The sequence below is a fragment of the Psychrobacter sp. 78a-MNA-CIBAN-0178 genome (genome assembly GCF_040309625.1).
Classification (GTDB): domain Bacteria; phylum Pseudomonadota; class Gammaproteobacteria; order Pseudomonadales; family Moraxellaceae; genus Psychrobacter; species Psychrobacter okhotskensis.
Genome location: NZ_JBEOOZ010000011.1, coordinates 1 through 24,723 on the forward strand (window position 1 = coordinate 1; position 24,723 = coordinate 24,723).

Genomic DNA, 24,723 nt, shown 5'->3' on the forward strand with positions numbered 1-24,723 from the left:
TGTATTCTTGGTCGAAAACAATAGATTAGTGAGGTGCTCTTCTTTTTTCAATCACTTTTAAAGTTGAGAGTGGGGTATGAAACGCTAAGCAGCATAGAAGATGCTGAACAAAGAGAGCAGGTGCATAAGCAGATTACTAGCAACGGTAAACTACCCCCTAACCGATTAGAAACGCTATCACTAGCATTTTTATTTGCATTTATACTCTTCGATGTATTGTATACCCGCTGCTGGATAAGAGATCTGAGCCTAGTGTGGCAGCCTGACTGGGTCAATGCGTGTATTGGTTGGGTACATAATAATTTAACGCTGCCACCAATTAATGAGAATAGAAAACTCTTTAATTTGTATTTTAGTGGTAATAGTGCAGATACTAAATTGAAGGAATATTTTGGAGATGAATGGGCATTTTTAGCATCTCCATTTGGTGATGCCGCAATGTTGTACCACTTTATCCGAGTGGTCATGTTTATTCCTATTTTAGCGGCATTGTCGATCGTATTGTGGAAGCCGTTAAGATGGCTGGGTATGCAGCAAATTGATCCCAGAAATATTCATAGCGTCATGTCTTTTTTACGCAGTTGCGCATGGTCGCTTATTTTTGCATTTTTTATGGCGATTGGCACGTGGGGGTTTTTAACCAATGCAAACTGGTTCACATTAGGTTTGATAGATCAAGAGGCATGGTTCGAGAACTTATATATCAATGGTTTATACCTATTTATCGTTTTCGGTATCCGTTTTTTTTATGGCTGGTTCGTTTTTTGGAAAAATAATTTTTTAAAATTCTTGGCAATGTTTCGAAATAAATATCGAACTCAAATATAATCAAAGCTACGGGTCTCGTCTTGCGTATACCCCAAGGGAACCAGATATTTCACCCTTCAAAACTATTAACAGACTGCTATAATGGAACCACTTATAACAGACCGTGTTTGATGACTCATAAATAGGTATTGCTGGTGCTAACATTGCCCAATACTGCGCGACCAATTTCACTAAAGCATAGACTTATGCAAGAGGTCTATTCTCAAAATAAGAACATGGCTTTAGTCAATCCACAAAAAATACTCTTCCATTCGAGCATTATTTTGCTGAATAAAACAGACTTTTTCAGCTTGGGTTCTGGGTTGATGCCGAGAATCTGCCCCGCAGTCCTTTGAACGCTCCCTTATCCATCTAACCTGATCTTTTTTTGAACGCATTCAGGCTATCTTGACCGTATACATTCTCTATGTCTTTTCCGACAAGTTTGTAGCTACTATTTAAATCTTTGTCAGAAGTTTTATATAAAGAATCAATGAGACCAGCTTGTGACGCTAATGGCAAATAAGTTGAATTTTCTTGGTAGGAAAAGGTCGCGCTATCTTCTCTCCATTGACTGCCTACCGTTATTTCCTTGTTTGATGGGTCTATAAATCCATTAAAGTCATTATCCTCAAAGCGATAGCCTTGGAATCTACAAGGCGTCACGCCATCTTTGCATAAGCTATGCTTGGTCTTAGCAGGATAAAGCTTTACGGCATAAGGTAATTTATTTTGCCTCTCTCCAAGCTGCTTTGTTTGCAACAATCGACCCAAATCAGGGGCAACCAGCAGCATATTATCGCAAGTCACACTGCCTTCTTCGCAATCTCGATATAGATTTAAGCGTTGACCTTGTATGTCCATACCTAGTATAAAGTTCGCTTTTATAGGCGTCACGGCTGAGCTAAAAGAAGCGCACAGCATTAGACTCGCAAATACACTTACACGGCATAGTCGTTGATATATCGGTAATCTGGATTTATTTGGGCCCAAGGCAAGCATGATAATTTATACCTGTAGCAAAAAATTCGTTAGCAAGCGCTTGGCACCTTCGGTGGCAAAAGACTCTGGGTGAAATTGTACCCCTTGGATGGGGTAGTCTTTATGCTGGAGTCCCATAATCTCATCACCTGCTAGCGCTGATTCTGCCAAGTTTAAGTCAACATGAGCGTCATTGGCGACGACAGCTGTCACAGTCAAGCACTCTGGTAGGGTATCTGCTTTTACCATCAGTGAGTGATAGCGCATGATTTCAATCTCTTGTGGTAAGCCTTGATAGACACCTGCGCCATCATGTCGAATCGACGAGACCTTACCATGCATCGGCACACTGGCGCGTACCACGTCACCGCCAAATACATGCGCGATGCCTTGTAAACCCAAGCAGACACCCAGTATTGGCGTCGTCTTACCCATCACTTCGATGACTTCGGCACAAATCCCAAAGTAGGCGGGGTCGTCAGGAGCACCAGGACCGGGTGAAATGATGATGCGGTCAAGATTCATGGCCTGTACATCTGCTAACGTTATCTCATTGTTACGTTTAACAATGACGTTGGCTGCTTTATCGCCGTCCATCGTCTGCAAAATCTCACCGATATATTGGTAAAGATTAAAGGTAAACGAGTCGTAGTTATCTATAATTAAAACATTCATGGGTTATCAACTCTTTGGCGAAATATACACAATTTAGGGATTCATAAAGCTGTCTAAGACTACTTTCATCGCAGAAAGCTTACGCTGAATTTCTAGATATTCGTCAGCAGGATTGGAGTCATAAACATTACCGCCACAGGTCTGTGCATAGGCGGATTCGCCGTTGATGAATAGGCTGCGAATAGGAATAGCAAAGATACAATCGCCATTGAAATTAAACGATCCAAGCGCGCCGCCATAAGCACCGCGACCATCTGGCTCCAGCTCATTGATGACTTTAATCGCTTCAACTTTTGGTGCGCCTGACAACGTCCCAGCAGGGAAGTTACTGGCAAGGGCGCTAAACATATCTTCATTAGGATGTAAGATTCCGACGATTTCAGAAGAGATATGTTGCACGTGTGAGAAGCGTTTGATATCCATGAGGCTACGTACTTTTACCGTACCAAATTGTGCCACACGGCCGATATCATTGCGGTGCAAATCGACTAGCATATTGTGCTCGGCAATCTCTTTGGCATCGTTGAGCAAGGCGCGAGCAAGTTGACGGTCTTCGACGACATCAACGCCGCGCTTGGCTGTGCCTGCCAGTGGATACGTTTCCATCTCGCCTTGACGTAAGCGAAATAACAGTTCTGGTGACGCTCCAATGATGCACTGCTGGGCAAATTTCATAAAGTACATATGCGGTGATGGGTTGACCGCGCGCAGCTTTTCATAAATCGGCATCTTATCGCCCGCAATACGATATTTGGATTTAAATCCGACCTCACACTGAAAGATACGCCCCGAGATGATGTCTTCTTTGACTTGCATGACCGCTTTGGCATGCTCTTCTTGACTCATGCCATCACCCAAAAACGCAACCGTCGGCGGCTGATAATTTGGAATTGGCGCATCAAGTAAGGCTTTGATTTGCTCGATGCGGTTTTCTTGCTGCGCAGTCGGATAATAAAAATAGAAAATCTCACCGGTCATTTTATCGAGCGTCAAACCATCCAAATAGACGCCAAATTTAAACGGTTCAAAATCGTCGCTCGCCTTAGCATTAAGACTGGGCTCAAAGAAATTGACACTGTCATAACCCAAATAACCAACGAGACCACCGCTTTGGTCACGAGCAATGACGTGTTGCGGGGTAATTGTGCGCAGTAGCTCGTAAGGATTATCCGTTTGATAATGGCTGGTTTCAGCAGTTTTATTATCAGTAATCGCTAGGGTTGTACGATCGATGGCAGCAATGGTCATCACGGGGTCAAAACCAATGGCATGATGACGCGCCATATGACCATCTTCGCCCAATGATTCGAGCAAATAACAAGTATCAAAAGCGCGCTCAATACGTTTAAACAACGAAAAGAAATCAATATCCTGTGTCAGTTTAATGCGTTGTGGCTTACTAGGAATGTCAATAGCAGCAGGCTGGTTAGGTTTTGAGTTAGGAGAAGTCATAATCATGTCCAAAGTGGTTCAAATGTGTATCAGATAACAATAAAAGAAATCAAGATAGTTAATGGCTTACGCGTTTTGTCTATGAGTCGTTTTGCTGATGAGTCATCAGTAAGGCACTCACATCATGAGTGTGCATTGCCTTGGCACCGCGCGACACAGTGGCAATACCGACACCTAGCTGCTCAGATATTTCACGTTGGGTAACGCCGCGCGCCAGCAAGTCAAAAATACGAATACGATTGGCAATCTCATGTTGCTCTTTGTCTGTCAGTAAGGCAGTTAGCAAGGCTTCGATATCTGCGCTATCAGTACAGTTGGTCAAATGTTTCACTAAGCTTTGATAAGGATCGGTAGTCATAATAGGTCATCTTAGCCAAAGAAAATAGATAGGTCGTTTATTAAGCAATTTTTCGCTGAGAACTATCTTGTTTCAGTATTCTAGTACAGTAGTACAAGAAAAACAAGTAATGAGTTAAGTGAATAACAGACTGCTATAAACGTGATAAGTTCTTACGCCTGACTACATATAGCCTTAATACAATAGCCTTAATACAAAGCCAGAATAATATTGAATGATTATTTTATAACCAGTATCGAAGCATTTTTATGCTCTCTCAGCATGTTTAGAGCTAAAATTGAGAATTTATTATATTAATTATTGCCAAAGTGTTAATACTTCGTTATTATGCCTCTCATTATTTAAACGCTAATCATTATCATTAACATTAATCATGTTATTCGCACAATAAGCTTAAGCGTTTTTAAGGTATTTAATCTTCTGGTAGGCACTATTTTAAGGGTTTTTCGATGATAGCCTTTAAAAATAATTCTAAACATTCTAATTTCTGAGAGTAAACCAAGTGAGTAAATGTGTTATGCGCGAAGTAAAGTTATCTAGTCAATTGACAGTATTGTCTATCGGTGTTGCCGCTGTATTGTGGACACAAGCTGCCAGTGCCGCAACGGCAGCAGATATGCCAAATACGACGTTGCAAACGATTACCGTGACAGCAAATAGCTCTGTCCGCGGTAGTGTACAAGAAGACTCTGTCTATATAGATGACTATACGCCAGCGGCACAAGCAAGCCATCTGAGCGATTTTCTGGACGTTGTACCAGGGGTAAGCGTGGGTGGCACCTCATCAGTCAACCAACGTATTCGTGTACGCGGGCTAGATGACACCAACCTAAAAGTTACGATTGATGGCGCCCGTCAAGAAGGCGCTTTGTTCTATCATATGGGCGATGTCACGATTGATCCGGACTTATTAAAACAAGCAGAGGTGTCGGTGGGCAATAACTCAGTGACGCTCGGTAATGATGCTATCGGCGGTGCGGTTGCTTTTGAGACAGTCGACGCGGCAGATTTACTTAAGCCTGGTCAAAAAGTAGGTGCTAAGCTGCATGCAGGCTATGGCAGCAACAATGATGAGCTGTTAACCTCAGCTACTGTATATGGTGCGCCAACAGAAAGTGTTGATTTGCTGGCTTATTATGGCAAACGTGATGCTAATGCTGGTGAAGACGGTAAAGGCCGTAAAATCCAAACGGAAGACAGCGAAGGCGAAAACATCCTATTAAAAGCGGGTGCTTATGTCGGTAGTGATCATCATGTAGGCGCTAGCTTTAGCCGTACCGAAAACAAAGGCAAGTTCCCATTGCGTCCAGATTTTCCTGCTGGTGGCTGGAACCCAATCATCCCGCAGGAAGTCAAACGCGATACCTATGCGCTTGACTATGCATATAGTCCTGCCAACCAGTTGGTCAATGTAGATGCCAATGTATATCAGACTAGCACGCAGATTTTGCGTAACTCTGATGGCATACCTGGGTTTGAGTTTGATGCAGAAGTCAAAACCACAGGCGGCAAAGTACAGAACACCAGTATCGTTGATAGCACTATTATCAACGGTGTGCCAGGGGTTCATAAGTTAATCGCTGGGGTTGAGCATTACAAAAAAGAATCTGAGATGGCGCGCGATTTTGGCAAGGCGAGCACCGATGAGGCGACCAACACTTCAGTCTATCTGGAAGACCAATGGCAAATGGGCAAGCTTAGTTTAACGCCAGGCGTCCGTTATGACCGTTATGAATCTCCAGAGTATGTATCGGCTGGCAAAACCTATGACAATGTCGTCGGTGCCTTGGCCGCCAGCTACGAAATTGCACCACGTACGCAAATATTTGCCAGTTATACACAGCTCTTTAACGGCCCAGACTTGAGCCAAGCTATCTTTAATGCCAATGGTCAAGATACCTTTGTTAATGAAAATCTAAAAGCGGAAGAAGGCGATAACGCAGAAGTCGGTATTACCACGACGTTGCGCGACCTGACCACAAGCGACGACGCACTACAACTGAGCGCCAAGTACTTTGAGACCAATATCGAAAACTATATCGAATTCGTCCGTGCAGGCAGTAATAGAGTGGGTTTAGACTGTGCGACCGGTCAGCTGGGCGGCAAATGCCAAGGGGTCATCAATAAAGACGAAGACTATAAAATCAAAGGCGTAGAGCTATCAGCCGACTATCGAGCAGATAACTTTAGCATGGGTCTCAGCTACGCTCGCGCCCGCAGTGAAGGCGATGATACTGGCTACAATATCTCATCAGTGAGCGGTAGTAGCTCTGAGTCTGGCGACAAGTATATGGTCAATTTGGCGTATCAGCCAACGAATACCACCGAGCTTGGCTGGCGCAGTACCTATGTTGCGTCAGTCACGCCAAAAGCTGAGACAGTACAGCCTAAAAAGCCTAACTATGATGTGCATGATATCTTTATGAGCTATACACCCACTCAAGTTGAAGGCTTAAAAGCCACGCTTGGCGTATATAACATATTTGATGAGACCTATGCCAGCCATGCCTCACGTAACAATGCTTTAGATGATAATTATACGGATTTTGAAATGGGACGTAATATCAAAACGTCTTTAACTTATCAGTTCTAATCTAGCTTATCGAATTTAAGTCTAATCGTACTTATAAAGTCAGCTGTCTTATACGGGAGCTGGCTTTTTATTGCCTACTAGCTTTTACATTGGCTGTAACAGCAATGACGTGCCAACTGATAAGTACCTACCAAAACAACAAATGACAAAGAACTAAGACTAATGATTTCATTCAATCCTCGTCAAGCTTGCCTATGGCTCCATCGTTATACTGGGCTTGCCATGGCAGCTTTCTTAATTATTACTGGTATTACTGGCACGTTATTGGCATTTCATGACGAGCTAGACGATATCTTTAACCATAAACTGGCTCAGGTTGAGAAACAAAACGCATCACATCTGCCTATTGCCGAGCTTCATGACAAGGTCATAAGTGCGTATCCACAATATGCTTTTTCTAGTATGCCAACCTCGATAGCAGCAGAGAGGTCGGCTGTATTTTCGGTAGATAGAGCACGAGGAAAAGCCGCCCAAAACCAATCAACAGCACCGTTTCAGCAAGTTTATGTCCACCCTTATACTGGCGATATCATTGGTACTCGTGATAGAGATGAGTGGGCATGGCACAACACCATGTGGAAAGTGTTTTGGTTACATCGCGATTTATTACTGGGTGATATTGGAAAATTGCTACTAGGGATTGTTGCGCTCGTGTGGACGATTAATTGCTTTATTGGCTTTTACTTAACGTTTCCTAGAGCGCTCAAGAAAAAAGCACAGAATCAAACCTCGCCTAAAAAACGTGCCTCATTTTTGAAACGTTGGTTACCAGCGTGGAAAATCCGCACCAAAAGTAATATGTTTAAATTGAATTATGATCTACACCATGCCTTTGGGTTATGGCTTTGGGGGATTTTATTTGTCATCGCGTGGTCGAGTGTTGGTTTTAACCTAAGAGAGGTCTATCAACCTGTGATGCACGCTGTCGTGGGGCTTGAGGGAAGAGGTGAAAGACAGGAGAACTCAAGAAAACCATCAGAAAAAGCAGAGCAGGCGTCTGGTGCAGAAACAGCGACTAGGGTTAAGGCTGTAAACAATGAGGTTGTCGATGTCGAGTCTGTTGATGTCGAGTCTGTTGATGTGGTCAACAAAGCCAATAGCATTGCTTATTTAAGTGAGCAAGCAGACATCGCTGCCAAAAGTAAGGGCATGACAGTACAACAGCTATTGGGCGTACGCTGGGTAGAGGATGAAGGTCAATGGCAGCTGCGCTTTAAGACAGATAAGGATATTGGTAAAAAAGGCGGTGCATCATCCATCACGGTCAATGCAAGGACTGGTAGCATCGAGCGTGTAAATTTTGGCTATCAAAGTTCATCATTTGGCAGTAAAACCAACAATTGGCTAATGACTTTACATATGGGTCATATTGGCCATGGCATCGGCCATTTACTGTATCAAATATTTTTAGCACTGGTCGGTTTGGCTGTGACGGTGTTGTCCATTACGGGCGTCTATCTGTGGTGGAAAGGTCGACAGCAACGACTTAAAGCAGCGCAAAAACTTAAATAGATGTTAAGACATAAAATTAATATGCTCAATATAGTGCTAGTACCAATGTGCTAGTAATATATTGAGTTTTTATTGCGTACTTGAATACGGTTTAGTTATTAAACCGTATCAACAATCACTGGACGACCCTGATGGCTTAGGACAGTGACATCGACGTTGTATAAATCTTTCATCGTCTCTTTAGTAATAACATCAGCAGGACGACCAACAGCCGTCACTTCTCCTGCTTTCATCGTAACCACTGTATCTGCAAATTGTGCTGCTTGATTGATATCATGCAGGACGATTACCACGGTTTTTTGCTGATTGTGGCTAAGCTGGCGTAGCTCACGCATCAGCCGACCAGCATGATACATATCTAGGTTGTTCAGTGGCTCATCGAGCAATAGATAGGGTGTATCTTGGCAAACAATCATGGCGATCAGCACGCGCTGACGCTGTCCACCTGATAGCGTTGACAAGAAACGCTCGGCAAGTGGCTCAAGCTCAAAGCGTTCGAGGATTTCCTGTACTTTTTGCTGATCGTCTGCGGTTGGTTGCCCTTGATGATAAGGATAACGACCAAACATCAGTAGCTCATGTACGCGTAGGCGTCCTTGCACATGATTGTCTTGTCCGAGCATAGCGACAGTTTTGGCCAGTGTGCGCGCCTGACAGCTGACAATGTCACGTTCCTCATTATCTACAGCGAAGCTCACCTGCCCAGATTGTAGCGGCTGCAAACGGGCCATGACAGAAAACAACGTAGACTTTCCAGCACCGTTAGGCCCAATCAAAGCAATTACCTGCGCCGTTGGTAGGGACAACGTAATGTCATGCAAGATTTGTTGTTTGCCAATATGGTGAGAGATATTATTTAGTTTAATCATAGTCAGTCTTATTTAAAAAAGTCTTAGGGTTTTCTCTATCAACAGCATCAGCTAAATAAACAATGTCGGCTAAGTAGTTATAACGAACGACGTTGAGACATAAATATCAATGCTAAGAACATCAATCCGCCTGCTAGCTCTATCACCACTGACAATACGCCTGCCATATCTAACACTTGCTCAAAGATAGTCTGACCCAGCACTAAGCAAATCATAGCAACCAAGCTGACCAATATCAGCCGCTCAGTGTGATACATATGTCGCGCGATACGATTGGTCAATGCGCAAACCAATAAACCAAAGAAAGTCACTGGACCGACCAGTGCAGTGGCCGTGGCAACCAATACAGCGATGACAGTTAATAGACCAAATGCCAGACGCTGATAGTTGATACCAAGGTTGACGGCCTGTGCTTGTCCGAGCATCAACACATCGCATTGGTAACGCCAGCGCCACACAAATATCGCAGTGATGGCACAGATAAATAAGCTGATACCTAGTAGCTGAGGGTTGACTGTATTAAACTGCGCGTAGCTAGCGGACTGTATGACCACAAAATCATCAGGGTTTATCAGCCGTGCAATGAGTGCTGATAAACTGCGAAACAACACGCCAAAAATAACACCCACCAATATTAGCCGCGTCAGATCCTGACTGCTTTTAGAAAACAATAGCTTAAATAATAATAAAGATGCCCCAAACATCAGGACAATCTCTAGCGTAAACTTAGCAATAGGATCGAGACTGGTAAAGCTAATCGCACCTAAAAAGAAAACCAGCAGGCTCTGCAACAGAACATAGAGTGAATCAAATCCGAGTAGGGAGGGCGTTAGAATTGGATTGTGAGTCAACGTCTGAAACAGTAACGTCGACACGCCAATTGCATAGCCAACCACCATCAGTGCCAGCAGTTTTTTGCCGCGTAATGGTAGCGCAAAGTCCCAATAGCCATTGACATTGAGTGTCATAAACAAGGTCATCGAGATAAGTAGAATAATAGCTGCTATGGATTTTGGATGGGCAGCTATCCATGCCCAAAGCTTTGCCAAATGACCTTGGGCAGCGGCTGAATATTGACCGTCTGCTGAAGATGAGTTATCTACCGCTGTGCTGGTTTTGGTAGCATCAGTCTTGGTGGAAGTAAGCTTAGTTGATGAGAACATACAAAAATCCTATGGTGCCAAGCTTATCTAATAAGGCAAAAAATGAACGACGGTAAGCGAGTGTTGAAAATTAATACATAGTTAGTGAACATGGTGCTACTGCTCAGCTGGCGCACGTAATAACAGCCATAAAAACAGCACCGTACCAACCACACCAAAAATAGTGGCGACCGGTACTTCAAATGGATAGCGAATAGAGCGCCCGATAATATCGCATAGCAGTACTGCTGATGCGCCCAAGAGCGCGACAGCTGGCAAGCTGCGACGCAACTTATCTCCCATTAGACGGCTCACAATGTTTGGTACGACCAGCCCAATAAAAGGAATCATGCCCACAGTCACGACCACGACAGCGCTCATCATGGCTACCATACCCACGCCAATCCAAGTGACTTGACGCTTACTAATACCCAAGTTTAAGGCGATATTGTCACCCAAACCAACGATGGTCAGCTTGTCAGCAATAATATAAGCCAGCACACACAGTCCACCCGTGAGCCACAACAGCTCATAGCGCCCTGCCAATACGCCCGAAAAATCTCCAAACTGCCAAACACTCAGCATCTGTAGTGATTCGGTTTGATAGGCGATAAAGGTAGTGACGGCTTCAATAATGCCGCCAAAGACAATGCCAATCAGTGGAATCATCAAAAAATCAGTGGGCGGAATGCGGTGAATGAGCAGCATAAATAGCATCATGCCAAAAACGGCAGCGATGGTTGCCACGCCCATTTTTACAATGAGCGCACTGGCAGGGAACAGCAGACTGACCACTAGCAAACCAAGTGCAGCACTCTGAGTTGCACCAACCATAGATGGCTCTACAAAGCGGTTTTTTAGTACTATTTGGATAATCATCCCAGCCACTGCCATCGCAATACCAGTCAAGATAATGGCGATGGTACGCGGTATACGGCTAACCAATAACAATGAGCTATCGGAGTTGGCACTCTGAGTCAGCAGGCTCTGCAAGATACCTGACCACGAAAAGTCAGCCACACCAATAGATAAGCTCAATAACACCAAAAGCCCCATAAGAATGAGGCTTGCTGTATTGATGAACCACGGTGGTATGACAGTACGTCGATGTAACGCATTGCCAGTACCGCTTTGCCAGCTTGACGCTGATGGAGCAGTACTGGATTTGAGCCTAGCATGAGTACGGTGTGAAAATAACGACATAATCTCTACTGGCTTAAAAATGAGCAGGGTTAACGGTAATAATTACCTACTTGAGCAATAATATTTTTTATAAGCAACGACGTTATTTAGCGTTAGTAAAAGCATCTTTGATCGTCGTTAGATCCTGCATCCACTGGTAGTAACCGCCAAATGCTAAGTAAGAGTCTGGGCTCAAATAAACCACTTGCTGCTTACTCCATGCATTGCTCTGGGCAACTAGTGGATTGTCTAATACGGCCTTGGCACCAATACCGTCTTCACCAATTGCAGCACTACGGTCGATGACAAATAACCAATCAGGATTGGCTTTTTGGATGTATTCAAACGATATCGGCTGACCATGAGGCGCATCGGCAATTTTGTCATCTGCCATTGGTACACCTAACACAGTATGGATAAAACCATAGCGAGACTTGTCACCATAGGCTGACATTTTGTTGCCATTGACCATGACGACTAGGCCAGTGCCTTTATTTTCTTTTGTTAGATTCTTGGTCTCGTCGATGAGTCCATCGATGTTCTGTTGTAGCTTAGCGGCTTGATCGCTTTTACCAAACAGTGCACCTAAATCATGCAGGCGCTGCTTGCTTGACTCATAGATATTGGCTGTATCAATACTCATGTCCAATGTCGGCGCGATACTTGATAGCTCGTCGTATTTTTCTGCCATGCGTGAACCGACCAAAATAGCTTGCGGTTGCATTGCATTCAACGCTTCAAGATCCGGCTCAAACACAGTACCTACCGATTTTGGATCAGGCTGTGTTTCTGAATGTAGATTCTTTAGTAATAGGCCACCAGGCATACCATCGACCGCCACATCTAGCGCGGCCAAGTCTTGCATCAATGTCATGTCATAAACGACAAGTGGCGATGGGTTCATGGCTAGCTCAACATCACCTTTTACGGTATTAACCATGATTTTTTCAGCAGATACAGCATCGTTATTAGCAACGTTCTGTGATTCATCAGCCGTTGGGTTTTCGGTTTTGGCGTCTGCTGGCTCAGAGTCATTAGATTCAGGCGAGCTACATCCTGCCACTACGGTAGCTAACAATGCTGTCATGGCAGCAGTCAGTAATGGACGTTTGAAAGAAGAGGCGGTAGATCTGCTAGATAATAAGGGTGTCGGCATAATGAACTCGGTCTATAAAAAAATGTTTAAGCAATTGTCTAAAATGATTGCAAATGAATAACGCTAAAAATATTAAGTCTGAAAGATGCTTGAGATAAAAAGCATAAAATAAATAGTCTACTTAGTACCACTCACTAATTTTTTGTACGAATAATTTTTATAAAAATAGTTTGGGTAGACAGTACAGCGGTTATAATAAAGTAGTTGAGACTCATTATCAATATAAATGATAATGGTTTTTATTAACAGCACTTGTTATATTAAACGCAACGTATCATTTGATGTAAAGATAAGATTCATAGTAGTGAGGTATAAAAGTAGGTAACGTTCATAGAAATAAGCGTTCTGATAAGTAAGGCTACTAAGCAATGTCACGTGTCAGAGATGTATTAAATAGCGAAAATATTGTAAATTATTATTGATAATAATTATCGTTTGCATTATTATCTACGCCATTCTACCTCGGTTAATGAATATTAGGGTGTTATGAGTTCAACGGATTTAGACGCGCCACCACTTAAATTGATACTCACGGCTATTATGATAGTTGTGGGTCTGCATGTGTTGACGGTAGTCGCCTTAGCGGCCATCAAAACGCCTGAGTTGAAAATCGATAAAAAAGAAACACCGCCTATCGAAATAGAGCTGGTTACGCCACCACCTGTTGAGGTTGAAGAGATACAGGTGGAAGAGGAAAAACCTGAACCAGTTAGGAAGCTTGATACTAAGCCTAAAGCGAAGCCAGTTACTGCGCCTAGTACTGTAAAACAGACTAAAACTCCCAAAGATTCAAGTAACAAAAAATCACCAGCGCCATCACCTAGCAATAATAATCCAACTGATGAGCTTCCATCTGAAAGTATAAATAATAAACCTGCTGATAATGAGAAGCCAAATCTGGGAGGAGTGGTAGATAATAGTACGACTACTGTTATCAAAGTAAACAAGCCTACTGCTCAAAAACCTACAATTGATACTAGTACAAACAGTAACCAAGGTGTAAACAAGCCAAGTAGTGTTGGGGATGGCTCAAAGAATACTGGAGGCGGTAATGAAGGTGGTAATCAACAAGAAACACAATCACCTGTGGATACAGGTCCAGTAAGTTTCGGCGCTAGTGAAGCCAGCTGGCGAAGTGAGCCTCAACTTGGTTTCCTCGCGAATGAAAGAAGCCTTAAAAAGAAAGGAAGTATATCAGTAACAGCAGCAATCACAGTGGATGAAAAAGGTAATATTACGAAAGTATCTATCTCTCCAAGTACAGGTATCAGCAGCGTAGATAATAAAATTATAAGAGCTATAAAGAAAGCTAAACTGACCCCATTTATACGCAATGGGGTAGCGGTGAGAGGTAGGGTGTCTGTGCCTGTTAGTTACGTAATATCTTGAATATATTGATTATTTACATCTAACGTTATAAAAATAATGATCGATATCTTAAGCCATAATACAAAAGACGAAGGAGTCTGACATGGACTTTATGCAATACTGGCAAATCAGCGACATGGTGACAAAAACGTTGTTCTTTTTGTTGCTTGCTTTATCTATTCTTTCTTGGGTGACAGGCATCATTCGTGTGCTACAAAGCCGCAAATTGGCCGCCAATGTTGCAGATGATTTGAGTCAGCAGATTCAAATGAAACAGGCTGAGATGATAGCAGCAGATGCCACTACTCGCCGTTTGGTTACTGAGCAGATTTTGCTCAAGCATATTGGTCGTTACCGTTTTGCCAGCGAGCGCGGTTTACCTATTCTTGGGACGACGGCCGCAATTGCGCCATTTATCGGTTTGTTTGGGACGGTATGGGGTATTTTCCATGCGCTGCATAATATTGGTGTGAGTGGTCAAGCGGGTTTGGGACAAGTAGCAGGGCCAGTCGGTGAGGCACTTATCATGACAGGGCTGGGTATTGCCGTGGCGATTCCAGCCGTGGTGTTTTATAACCTTGCAGTGCGTATCAATCGCCGTGTGATGTATCACGCCAACGATAGAGCGCATGACCTATTGGCACGTTCTGCCGAGATGGTCGTTACCCAGCAGCCGTTAACAGACAGCAAAGCGACCGTTGCCCAAGATCCGTTAGCAAAGGGTATGCACTCAAACACAGCAGATACTCAGAAAGCGACTCATTATCATAGTTCAGCAGCATCGTCGCAGCCTTAACGATTATCCACTGATGAGACAGTCCGTTAGGCGATAGCCAAGCGAGCTGTATTGCGAATAACTAAATGTATTGAGAGTGATTATGGCATTTCAATTGGGTGATGATGACAGTCAAAGTATGAATGAGATGAACCTCATTCCACTTATCGATATCATGCTGGTATTGATGATTATATTTCTATTGACGGCGACCGTCCTCAATCCGACGGTGCCATTAGAGTTGCCGAAGACCAGTGCTGAGGTCAATGAAACACCGCCAGAAGCCATTCAAATCAGTATCGACAAGGATGCAGGGATATTTTGGGACAGCGATCCGATTAGTATGGAAGCGCTTGAGGTACGATTACAACAGCAAAGTGCTGCGGGTAAAGACCCTTCTGTGCAACTACGCGCTGATAAAGACAGTCGATACGATACCGTTGCCCAAGTATTGGCGGCTGCCAGTCAGGCTGGGCTCAGCAAAATAGCCTTTGTTAACGAATAATCTGTAGAAGTAAGTGATTGAAAAAAGCAGCTTCTAAAAGAACAAACTAGCAATGTAAACCAGCAAGCTTAGCAATAAGAAAACAACCAAGACCATAATAAGAATAATTAAAATTATAAATTTTTCTCCGACCTCGCTAGGGCAACCTTGCGAGGTTATCTTTTTGCTGATTACCTGTTTTCGATTGTACAATTGCTATAAAACTAGCTCTTTTCGCGCTTATGAGTTAAAGATATGGCACTATTACCAACCATAGCCGAACGGACTGTAACCATAACCAAAGCGTCCAGCAGGACCGTAGGCAAATCGATAAGGCGTACGTAGATAGTCTAGATCACGCTGGCGAATATAATAATAACGCCCTTGCGAATACGCTTCTTCTAGTTTATCAATGCCTTCGAGCGGACAGACAGGCTGCCAGTCATAGCCTTCGCGCCCAAGTTTATAAGCATTAAGTTCTGTACAGTAATTTTTTAGACCTTGCTGCCGACCTTGTTCCCATTGGATGCGGTTGGGGCTAGCACCAATCACACTGGCGCATTGATTGGTATATTGACCAAAATATGCACCTGAGCGCCCACGAATACCATCTGCATAACCGACTTCTTGCCAATTACTGGCCTGACATTGCTGAGGTGTGAGGCTTTGGGTGGTAGCACAGCCTGAGAGGATGATTAATGCAGCGCTCATTAGCGAGAGAACGATACTGGTCTTACTCATGAATTTGTTTGTCAGTTTACTGGCTAACACAGCGGTCGATGAGTTTGACTTAATAAGATAATTCATAATAAACCTGCGCGCGTCTAAAATTATGGTTTATCATAGCACTTTTTGCTGCATACAACTTTTTGTGTCTTGTTATTAAAATTATTTTTTGCGTACTAACTAATTGATATGACAGTATAAATAGTAGGTTTGTCAAATAAGGGGACTTTGCCAAGCAAGTGGCTATCAGCTGATTATCAACGCAGCGCTCTATCAACCCTGCTTGATTTTTTATGGTTCGTGCTCATTATAAGGACTGGTATGACAAACCACTGTCCATCCAGTTACTCGCTAATAGTTTTTTGCTCAATCGCGGCGCTAGTGTCGTCTCAGCCGCATTTTAATTCAGCTAAAAGGTCAGATTGTTATGGGAATATGGATTGCGATCGCCATTGTACTATTCGTATTAGGGAGTATGATGGCGCTCAAACCGAGCGGTATCGATCAGCGCTTGGATCATTTGCGCATGACCGCCCGTCGCTTACAGTTGAATCCAAAACTGGTGGCTTGTCCCGATTGGATCAGGGGCAAGGACAATGAGTATGGTCGCGGGATGCTTGGGCAGTATGGGTTGGTGCTAGACAATGTCAAATTGCCGCTGACGCGCTATCAGGTCCTCGATGGCTACTGGCGACCAGATAGCAATGCAAACAGCAACGTAAATAATGTGCCTCCTCAAGCCAATCCCCAAGCCAATTTTAGCTTGGATAAAGTGCCATTGGCATTGCCCGCCAGTATTGAGCCATTTGTAAAAGCCTTATTAATTAAGTCAAATAGCATTGTTATTTATTGGGAAGATATCGCCTATGTGCGCCCAGTGACCAACCCTCATTATCAACAAAAAATGATTGAGTCAGACTTATTAGTACTGAAGACACAGCTCGAAGCGTGGGCATTACAGATGCAAAAAAAGCGCCAGAGCTAGTAAATCGTTTTTTAGTCTCCATTAATGGGCAATAAGCAAGCAGTTTTGCGGTGCCCCAATTATTTACAGTTGACAGTTCAGCGCCTAGCAGTGTAACGTCTTTGTACCTTTATTGCTGTTTTATGACTCGTATCGGCGTCGTTGCTTGCTTTATACCCTTTTATATCAGCAGCTATTATTACAATAAATCGCTGAGCTATGATGATCAGCTTCCATAAATTGCCGTGCTGCTGAATTTAACCTTACTTTTAAACTACTTATATTATGGTGTCGTCAAATATGGCAAAAACCACAACTAAAAAAAGTCCAGCTGCGGCTGCTGACAAAACTAAAGACAGTCCAAAGGGCAAGTCTTTGGTGATTGTCGAGTCACCAGCCAAGGCAAAAACGATCAATAAATACCTCGGTAATGACTTCGTCGTTCGCTCGAGTATTGGACATATACGCGATTTACCCGTTGGTGCGAGTAAAAGCGCGAAGAAGCCAGCGACCAGTAAAAAAGATGACAGTCTGAGCAAAGAAGAAAAAGCGCAGCAAGCACTAGTCAGACGGATGGGTGTCGACCCTGAGCATGACTGGGCGGCAGTCTATGAAGTATTGCCAAACAAAACCAAGGTCATCAAAGAGCTCAAAGCCTTAGCTAAAGACGCTGACAAAATCTATCTCGCAACGGATATGGATAGAGAAGGGGAAGCCATCGCTTGGCATCTCAAAGAAGTCATCGGTGGCGCAGATAGTAAATATGAGCGCGTGGTCTTTAACGAGATTACCAAAACCGCTATTCAAAACGCCTTTAAGCAACCATCAAAGCTCGATATTGACCGTGTTAACGCCCAACAAGCACGGCGCTTTTTAGACCGTGTCGTTGGCTTTATGGTATCGCCACTACTCTGGCAAAAGGTTGCTCGCGGTCTTTCTGCAGGTCGTGTCCAGTCGGTCGCTATGCGCTTGGTGGTCGAGCGTGAGCATGAAATTCGTGCCTTTATTCCAGAAGAATACTGGCAAATTCATGCTGATACTCACGTTGCTAGCAGTAAAAAAGACGCTGAGCAAATTGCCATTCGTTTAGAAGCAACCAAGCAAGGTGGCAAAACGCTAAAGCTTGTCAATAAAGAGCAGACGGATAAAGTCTTAGAAGTGCTTAACGCCAACGACTTTATCGTCAAAGAGCGTGAAGAGAAACCAACGCAATCACGCCCGAGTGCGCCGTTTATTACGTCAACATTGCAACAAGCAGCCAGCACGCGACTGGGTTTTTCAGTTAAGAAAACCATGATTTTGGCACAGCGTTTATACGAAGCCGGTCATATTACTTATATGCGTACCGACTCGACATTCTTGTCGGGTGATGCATTGGCGGCGGTACGTGGCTATATCGAAGACAGCTATGGCAATAAATACGTGCCAGAAAAGCCAAACTTTTACGGTAATAAACAAGGCGCACAAGAGGCGCATGAAGCGATTCGTCCGTCTAACGTCAATATGAAATCAACCCAGCTAAAAGGGGTTGAGCGTGATGCCATCCGTCTATATGAGCTGATTTGGCGTCAGTTTGTGGCCTGCCAGATGCTCCCTGCAAAATACCTGTCAGTGAATCTATTCGTCGCTGCCAATGATGTTGAGCTAAAAGCCCGCGGTCGTACATTGGTGTTTGATGGCTTTACTAAAGTCATGCCACCAGCGAAAACCGACGATACTTTGCTTCCAGATGTCAAAAAAGGCGACAAATTAACGCTCGATAAGCTTGATCCGAGTCAACACTTTACCAAGCCACCACCGCGTTATACCGAGGCAAGCTTGGTCAAAGAGCTTGAGAAAAAAGGTATCGGTCGTCCATCGACTTATGCATCTATCATCTCGACCATTCAAGATCGCGGTTATGTAAAGCTTGAAAATAAGCGTTTATTTGCCGAAAAAATGGGTGATATCGTCACCGACAGACTGACCGCAAGTTTTCCGGATTTGATGGATTATACTTTTACTGCTGCGCTTGAAGACAAGCTCGATCATGTCGCAGAAGGCGATACAAACTGGAAAGATGTTCTCGATAACTTTTATGGCGACTTCAAAACCACGCTTGATCGCGCCAAAGAAAAAGATGGCATGCGGCCCAATGATCCGACCGATGTGCCAGATGTCCATTGTGATATTTGTGGTCGTCCAATGCAGCTGCGTACTGGCTCAACGGGTGTGTTCTTAGGTTGTACGGGCTATAACTTACCGCCAAAAGAGCGCTGTAAAGGCACCAAGAACTTAATGCCAGTCGAAGCGTTTGCTAATCTTGATGATGCTGAAGGTGATGACGAAGCAGCTGAAGTTAAAGATTTGATGGAAAAGAAACGTTGCCCAAAAGATGGTACCGCGATGAACGGGTATATCGTTGATGGCGGTCTCAAGCTACATATCTGTGGTAACAATCCCGATTGCGACGGTTATATCTTAGAAGAAGGCAAGTTTGAAGTACCGGGTTCAGATGCCCCAACCATTGACTGTAATAAATGTGATGGGCAGATGGAGCTAAAAACCGGACGTTTTGGTCCTTACTTTGCTTGTCAGAAATGTGACAATACTCGTAAAGTGCTCAAAACTGGCGAAGCTGCACCGCCGCGTATGGATCCTATTCATCTACCAGAGCTAAAATCAACCAAGCACGATGATTACTTTATCTTGCGTGAAGGGGCGGCTGGGATGTTCTTAGCAGCCTCTAAGTTCCCGAAAGTACGCGAAACACGTCCGCCAAAGCTTGCGGAGCTACGCGAAATCAAAGATAAGATGGAAGATAAGTTCCAGTATCTGTTTGCAGGTCCAGACGAAGACCCTGATGGCAATCCAACCATTTTGCGCTGGTCACGTAAGAAAAAAGAGCAGTATATCGGCTCTGAGAAAAACGGTAAGGCCACGCGTTGGGGTGTGTACTGGCGCAAAGGTGAATGGGTAGAAGAGTAAATTTCTTTAACCACTTTATCTCGAAGCCATATCTTTAAACCATAAAAAAACCTCTTAGATTATCTAAGAGGTTTTTTTACTATCAGTTTTTATGCTATTAAACGTATTAAACTTTAAAGGTTAATAGTTTAGTTAAAAACTATTAGATCTTTTCAATGATACCGCAAGCAACGCGATCGCCTGCATTACCAGCTGGTTGGCTAGTATAGTCATCTACGCCGCCATGAACGATAAAGGCTAGGCGGTTGACACTATATTTACCGGCATCAGCAGCAGATATTTTCTTGTTTACAAAGTTGATAGTAGCAACACCATCTGCGTTAGCGGTTAAGTTCGGCAAGTCGCCCGCATGACCATTCATATCATCAGGGTTAGAGTGCGGTTTGTTATCTGGGTTGAAGTGACCACCTGCCGCTTTACCCATATTACCGCAGCTACCTGTTTCATGAATATGCAATGATACCGTCTTACCTGGCTGCAAGTTCATCAGTTTACCGTAGACTTGTACGCCACCATCTACTGGGCGTAGGAATACTTGACCCACTTCACTATTGTTACCAGCGACTGCATTGATCGTCGATTTTAGCGCAGGTTGGTTAAGTGGATTACCGGTTTGCATCTGACCTTCTACCGTTTGGCAACCAGTCATCGCTAAAGCTGAACCACATAATAGCGCGCTTGCAAGAATTACTTTTTTCATCGTTTTCTCCGTTTATCTAAATAGTTGTTTCAAGTCTTTATATTTATAATCGTTACTGGCTTCGTTGCAACATTCGTTTATGTCGCAATCAGTATAACCAACGACTCGGCATAGATATTCATTAAAAGCGCAACAATCGGTTAATAAATGTAAGTATCGTATGGATTTGAAAAGGGTTTACGGTGTCTTCTTTACTTCGTTTTGCCATACTAAGGTTTCGCCTGATTCTAACTTTTGAGTAAGGAGATAGCTGGATTCAGAGTTATTAGAAGGATTAGATACTCTCTGCTTATCAAGATTGATCAGTGTTAACTGACTAGAGCTATAAAGCATTAGGCGGCTAAGGCTTGATTCAATATCATCAATGTCATCACCACACCCTACCATCGTTGAAGGGTTGCCACCAATTAGCAACGTTTGATTAGTAGATAAAGCATAAGACCCACCAGCCCCATTGCATCCGACAGAAAACCCAACACCTTGGCTAAAACTACTTTGCTGAGGATGGCTATAATCATGTGAACCAAGTCTGTAGTTTGCAGTAATAGGTACATCTGGACGATTAAATTTATTAATAGTTTTATTGGTATCGTCAGTTGCACTAATAAGACGCCATTGGTATCGCTCTAATAATTCATTGGTAAGCGGTATGCCCGCCACACGATATTCAGGCTTGGGCGTACCCGAAAAAATCAGTGTTTTTCCTTTATTGGTTTTTAGAGCCAGCTGTTTTAATGTCTTGTTAGAATTCTGTGTAGAATTTGGTAGTACTGGATCAAATCTGAAAGCTGTATCTGAATAGGGTATAAAAACACCATTTACGACATTTCCTGTTTTGTTTTTGATTGTGTTTTTATTACTCAAATTTTCGATAATTGAATGGTTTACTGTGGTGCAGTTATCAGATAGTTCTCTGACATCGATTTGCCCGTAAAGGTACGGTAATGGTAACCACATATCAAAAGAAACTTGGTAACGCTGACAGCCTTCTGTGAAAGTTAAAAGGCTTGGATGTACCTCCATTATCAAAGGCAGCTTTTGGTTAAAAGGCTTGATTCGACCCTTATCATTGCTGACATGGGTTAGTTGCCACTCATATTTTGTGGTGGTTTGAAACAGTCTGGATTCAAGCGTGGTCGCTGACCAGTTTTTATCGTCGATAACGGTACTGGTTTGTGCTGAATGATTGAGGCTGTTGGTTTGGCAGCCTAATAAAGCGAGGGGTAGTAATGTGCTTATTACAACTAGAGGCACCCTTAAATGATTTAACATTGTACTTTCCTAATTAATAAACATTTGTCTAAAATATAGCACAGGGTCTTAACCAAATTGTTTTTTATTATTACCAAAAAAAGCCGCCCATCATGACGATGAGCGGCTCTTTAATTTGTAAGACTGGATTAGTAACGAATCAGATTAGCTATGCAGTGCTTTGCTTGAGGTTTTATCAACCGTCACCTTAGCAGGTTTAAGCGGTACTGGCATACTCACCAACGCAACTTTTAATATCTCATCAATCGTCGCGACTGGCTGAATAGTCAGACCAGCTTTGACGTTATCAGGGATATCGGCCAAGTCACGCTCGTTGGTCGCTGGAATCAACACATGCTTGATACCACCGCGATGTGCAGCAAGTAGCTTCTCTTTTAGACCACCGATGCGTAGGATTTTACCGCGTAAGGTAATCTCGCCTGTCATTGCAATATCTGGACGAATGGCAATACCAGTCAAGGCAGAGACCAGCGCTGTGGTAAGCGCACCACCAGCCGATGGACCGTCTTTGGGCGTCGCGCCTTCTGGCATATGTACGTGGACGTCAGTGGTTTTAAAGGTCTCATAATCGATACCTAAGCTGTCACCGCGGGCACGCACCACACTCATCGCTGCACGAATCGACTCTTTCATGACGTCGCCGAGTGAACCGGTAAAGCTCAGCTCGCCTTTACCTTTCATCGCTACCGCTTCGATGGTTAATAGCTCACCACCGACTTGTGTCCAAGCAAGACCCGTAATACGACCAATCTCAGGCTCTTCTTCTGCCAGACCATAGTCATACTGATGCACACCTAAATAGTCATCGATGTTTTTGTCATCGACTACGACCAGCTCACGTTCTGCTTTTTTCGGAGCGCGTGCACCATGAGTTTCGACTGAACCGCGAACCACTTTACGGCAGATTTTATTGACTTCGCGCTCAAGGTTGCGCACACCGGCTTCACGCGTATAGCTACGCACGATGCTATGCAATGCCGCTTCTACAATCTCAATTTCACCTTCTTTAAGGCCATTATTTTTGATCGCTTTTGGCACAAGATATTTCTGCGCAATATTGACCTTTTCTTCTTCGGTATAACCCGGTAGACGAATCACTTCCATACGGTCAAGTAGGGCAGGCGGAATATCCATGCTGTTGGCGGTACAGATAAACATCACTTGTGATAAATCTAAATCCATATCAAGATAATGGTCGTTAAAGGTATCATTCTGTGAAGGGTCTAGCACTTCAAGTAACGCCGACGCTGGATCGCCGCGGAAGTCTTGCGCCATTTTATCGATTTCATCTAATAAGAATAGCGGGTTTTTAACTTCGACTTTTGCCAGTGATTGGACGATTTTACCCGGCATCGCACCGATATAAGTACGGCGATGACCACGGATTTCCGCTTCATCACGTACGCCGCCGAGCGCCATACGGACAAACTTACGACCCGTTGCACGCGCAATCGATTCACCCAATGAGGTTTTACCAACACCCGGAGGACCGACTAAGCAAAGAATCGGACCGCGCAGTTTTTTCACCCGTGATTGTACGGCGAGGTATTCTAAGATACGATCTTTCACATCTTGCAAGCCGTAATGATCTTCATCCAGTACCGTTTTGGCTTTTTCTAAATTAATCGAAACCTTGGTTGTGGCATTCCACGGCGTATCCAAGATCCATTCAATATAGTTGCGTACGACTGATGATTCACTCGAGGCAGGCGGCATCATTTTTAGCTTTTTAAACTCTTGCTCGGCTTTTTTGCGCACATCTTCTGGCAAGTCAGCATCTTCTAGGCGCTGCTCAAGCTCAGCCACATCATCTTCACCATCGAACGCGCCGTCATTCATATCTGACAGCTCATTTTTAATGGCTTTCATTTTCTCATTTAAGAAGTACTCGCGCTGATTGTCTTCCATCTGCTGACGAACGGCATCTTGGATATCTTGTTCGATATTTTGCTCAGCGCTTTGTTTGACTAAGTACTCAGTTAACGTATTGATATGGGTTTTGATATCGTCATGTTCTAAGAACGATTGCTTGACCTCAAGATCCATCGACACGCGGGTTGAGATGAAGTAAACCAGTTCAAGCAAATCATCGATGCGTTTTGCCACGCGAGTTAGCTCACGCGCATTACGCAAACGAGCATCCGCATAGCTTTCAAACAGTGTAGTTAAAGCTTGAATGGTATTTTTTTGCTGGCTCTCATCCATGTCGACATCAAGGTCAGCACGCTCAAAGCTCGCCATTAATAATTTGTCGTGATTTTCGATGTTATCGACGCGCGCACGGTACTGACCTTCGATCAATACTTTGATACAATTCTCATCGCTGTCATGAGGCATGGTGCTGACGATGCGGCACACGGTTCCGTACTGATACAAGTTATCTTGATCAATGTCTTCGGTCAGCGAGTCTTTTTGCGCCACGACCAATACTTTATTGCCATACTCAGCTTGTGCCAGTTCAACGGCTTTGACCGATGGCGCACGCCCTACGAACAAGGCAATTTGCATATGTGGATACACGACCACATCGCGCAATGCCAGTAGCGGTAGATAGTTCTGTTCACCTTTGTCTTTAGCATTCATGTTTTCAGCATCGTCTTGAGTAGATTCAGGCGTCGACTCTGACTCATTTTCCAACGTATCGTCAGCTGAGATATTTAGCGCATTATCATCAGAAACGTTAGATGATACGTCGACATCGATGTCGATATTGTCTTGGGCAATTTTATGTTCACTCATA

20 protein-coding genes are annotated in these 24,723 nt (G+C 43.7%); 8 read left to right on the forward strand and 12 right to left on the reverse strand.

What is annotated here, in order from left to right; translation table 11 throughout:
• Positions 1-69 precede the first annotated feature (69 nt).
• On the forward strand, positions 70-828 hold the full coding sequence (locus AAEY80_RS08000) for a hypothetical protein (protein WP_350588160.1): 759 nt from the start codon (positions 70-72) through the stop codon (positions 826-828).
• Between the two features lie 351 nt (positions 829-1,179).
• Here AAEY80_RS08000 and AAEY80_RS08005 read toward each other — a convergent pair whose 3' ends face one another.
• The 4 genes from AAEY80_RS08005 to AAEY80_RS08020 form a co-directional block, all read right to left on the reverse strand.
• Positions 1,180-1,731, reverse strand: a complete 552-nt coding sequence (locus tag AAEY80_RS08005) for a hypothetical protein (RefSeq protein ID WP_201566170.1) — start codon at positions 1,729-1,731, stop codon at positions 1,180-1,182.
• 84 nt (positions 1,732-1,815) lie between these two features.
• Positions 1,816-2,463 carry an anthranilate synthase component II gene (locus AAEY80_RS08010; protein WP_201566169.1) on the reverse strand — a complete coding sequence of 216 codons (648 nt, stop codon included), beginning with the start codon at positions 2,461-2,463 and terminating at the stop codon, positions 1,816-1,818.
• 33 nt (positions 2,464-2,496) lie between these two features.
• Positions 2,497-3,915: an anthranilate synthase component I family protein gene (locus tag AAEY80_RS08015; protein ID WP_201566168.1), complete on the reverse strand. Its 1,419-nt coding sequence runs from the start codon at positions 3,913-3,915 to the stop codon at positions 2,497-2,499.
• A 79-nt stretch (positions 3,916-3,994) separates the two neighbouring features.
• The gene (locus AAEY80_RS08020) at positions 3,995-4,273 is read right to left on the reverse strand and encodes a Trp family transcriptional regulator (RefSeq protein WP_201566167.1); all 279 of its coding nucleotides are present in this window, start codon (positions 4,271-4,273) and stop codon (positions 3,995-3,997) included.
• A 517-nt stretch (positions 4,274-4,790) separates the two neighbouring features.
• On the opposite strand from AAEY80_RS08020, the gene AAEY80_RS08025 reads away from it, so the two are divergent.
• Positions 4,791-6,866, forward strand: a complete 2,076-nt coding sequence (locus AAEY80_RS08025; RefSeq protein WP_201566166.1) for a TonB-dependent receptor domain-containing protein — start codon at positions 4,791-4,793, stop codon at positions 6,864-6,866.
• Positions 6,867-7,028: 162 nt separating this feature from the next.
• The gene (locus AAEY80_RS08030) at positions 7,029-8,378 is read left to right on the forward strand and encodes a PepSY-associated TM helix domain-containing protein (RefSeq protein WP_201566165.1); all 1,350 of its coding nucleotides are present in this window, start codon (positions 7,029-7,031) and stop codon (positions 8,376-8,378) included.
• A 98-nt stretch (positions 8,379-8,476) separates the two neighbouring features.
• On the opposite strand, the gene AAEY80_RS08035 is transcribed toward AAEY80_RS08030, so the two are convergent.
• The 4 genes from AAEY80_RS08035 to AAEY80_RS08050 all read right to left on the reverse strand — a co-directional run bounded on the left by AAEY80_RS08035 (position 8,477) and on the right by AAEY80_RS08050 (position 12,727).
• The gene (locus AAEY80_RS08035; protein ID WP_057761234.1) at positions 8,477-9,247 is read right to left on the reverse strand and encodes an iron ABC transporter ATP-binding protein; all 771 of its coding nucleotides are present in this window, start codon (positions 9,245-9,247) and stop codon (positions 8,477-8,479) included.
• Positions 9,248-9,324: 77 nt separating this feature from the next.
• Complete coding sequence (locus AAEY80_RS08040; RefSeq protein ID WP_350588161.1) at positions 9,325-10,410, reverse strand: iron chelate uptake ABC transporter family permease subunit; 1,086 nt, start codon at positions 10,408-10,410, stop codon at positions 9,325-9,327.
• 96 nt (positions 10,411-10,506) lie between these two features.
• Positions 10,507-11,592 carry an ABC transporter permease gene (locus tag AAEY80_RS08045; protein ID WP_102093047.1) on the reverse strand — a complete coding sequence of 362 codons (1,086 nt, stop codon included), beginning with the start codon at positions 11,590-11,592 and terminating at the stop codon, positions 10,507-10,509.
• 82 nt (positions 11,593-11,674) lie between these two features.
• Positions 11,675-12,727: a siderophore ABC transporter substrate-binding protein gene (locus AAEY80_RS08050; protein ID WP_350588162.1), complete on the reverse strand. Its 1,053-nt coding sequence runs from the start codon at positions 12,725-12,727 to the stop codon at positions 11,675-11,677.
• Between the two features lie 486 nt (positions 12,728-13,213).
• Between AAEY80_RS08050 and AAEY80_RS08055 the strand changes: the two genes are divergently transcribed.
• The 3 genes from AAEY80_RS08055 to AAEY80_RS08065 all read left to right on the forward strand — a co-directional run bounded on the left by AAEY80_RS08055 (position 13,214) and on the right by AAEY80_RS08065 (position 15,375).
• Positions 13,214-14,116: a TonB family protein gene (locus tag AAEY80_RS08055; RefSeq protein ID WP_350588163.1), complete on the forward strand. Its 903-nt coding sequence runs from the start codon at positions 13,214-13,216 to the stop codon at positions 14,114-14,116.
• A gap of 82 nt (positions 14,117-14,198) precedes the next feature.
• Positions 14,199-14,891 (forward strand): MotA/TolQ/ExbB proton channel family protein, encoded by a 693-nt coding sequence (locus AAEY80_RS08060; protein ID WP_201577214.1) that lies wholly within the window; start codon positions 14,199-14,201, stop codon positions 14,889-14,891.
• A gap of 82 nt (positions 14,892-14,973) precedes the next feature.
• Positions 14,974-15,375: an ExbD/TolR family protein gene (locus tag AAEY80_RS08065; protein ID WP_173240327.1), complete on the forward strand. Its 402-nt coding sequence runs from the start codon at positions 14,974-14,976 to the stop codon at positions 15,373-15,375.
• A 243-nt stretch (positions 15,376-15,618) separates the two neighbouring features.
• On the opposite strand, the gene AAEY80_RS08070 is transcribed toward AAEY80_RS08065, so the two are convergent.
• Positions 15,619-16,161 carry a DUF2799 domain-containing protein gene (locus tag AAEY80_RS08070; protein ID WP_227687615.1) on the reverse strand — a complete coding sequence of 181 codons (543 nt, stop codon included), beginning with the start codon at positions 16,159-16,161 and terminating at the stop codon, positions 15,619-15,621.
• A 346-nt stretch (positions 16,162-16,507) separates the two neighbouring features.
• Here AAEY80_RS08070 and AAEY80_RS08075 point away from each other — a divergent pair, with 346 nt between their 5' ends.
• Positions 16,508-17,065 carry a hypothetical protein gene (locus AAEY80_RS08075; RefSeq protein ID WP_101211984.1) on the forward strand — a complete coding sequence of 186 codons (558 nt, stop codon included), beginning with the start codon at positions 16,508-16,510 and terminating at the stop codon, positions 17,063-17,065.
• 279 nt (positions 17,066-17,344) lie between these two features.
• Positions 17,345-20,011 carry a type I DNA topoisomerase gene (topA, locus tag AAEY80_RS08080; protein ID WP_025651317.1) on the forward strand — a complete coding sequence of 889 codons (2,667 nt, stop codon included), beginning with the start codon at positions 17,345-17,347 and terminating at the stop codon, positions 20,009-20,011.
• Between the two features lie 142 nt (positions 20,012-20,153).
• Here topA and AAEY80_RS08085 read toward each other — a convergent pair whose 3' ends face one another.
• From AAEY80_RS08085 to lon, 3 genes are all read right to left on the reverse strand, one after another.
• Positions 20,154-20,711 (reverse strand): superoxide dismutase family protein, encoded by a 558-nt coding sequence (locus tag AAEY80_RS08085; RefSeq protein ID WP_025651318.1) that lies wholly within the window; start codon positions 20,709-20,711, stop codon positions 20,154-20,156.
• 177 nt (positions 20,712-20,888) lie between these two features.
• Positions 20,889-21,983 carry an META domain-containing protein gene (locus AAEY80_RS08090; protein ID WP_025651319.1) on the reverse strand — a complete coding sequence of 365 codons (1,095 nt, stop codon included), beginning with the start codon at positions 21,981-21,983 and terminating at the stop codon, positions 20,889-20,891.
• A 144-nt stretch (positions 21,984-22,127) separates the two neighbouring features.
• On the reverse strand, positions 22,128-24,722 hold the full coding sequence (gene lon, locus AAEY80_RS08095; protein ID WP_025651320.1) for an endopeptidase La: 2,595 nt from the start codon (positions 24,720-24,722) through the stop codon (positions 22,128-22,130).
• Position 24,723: the final 1 nt, after the last annotated feature.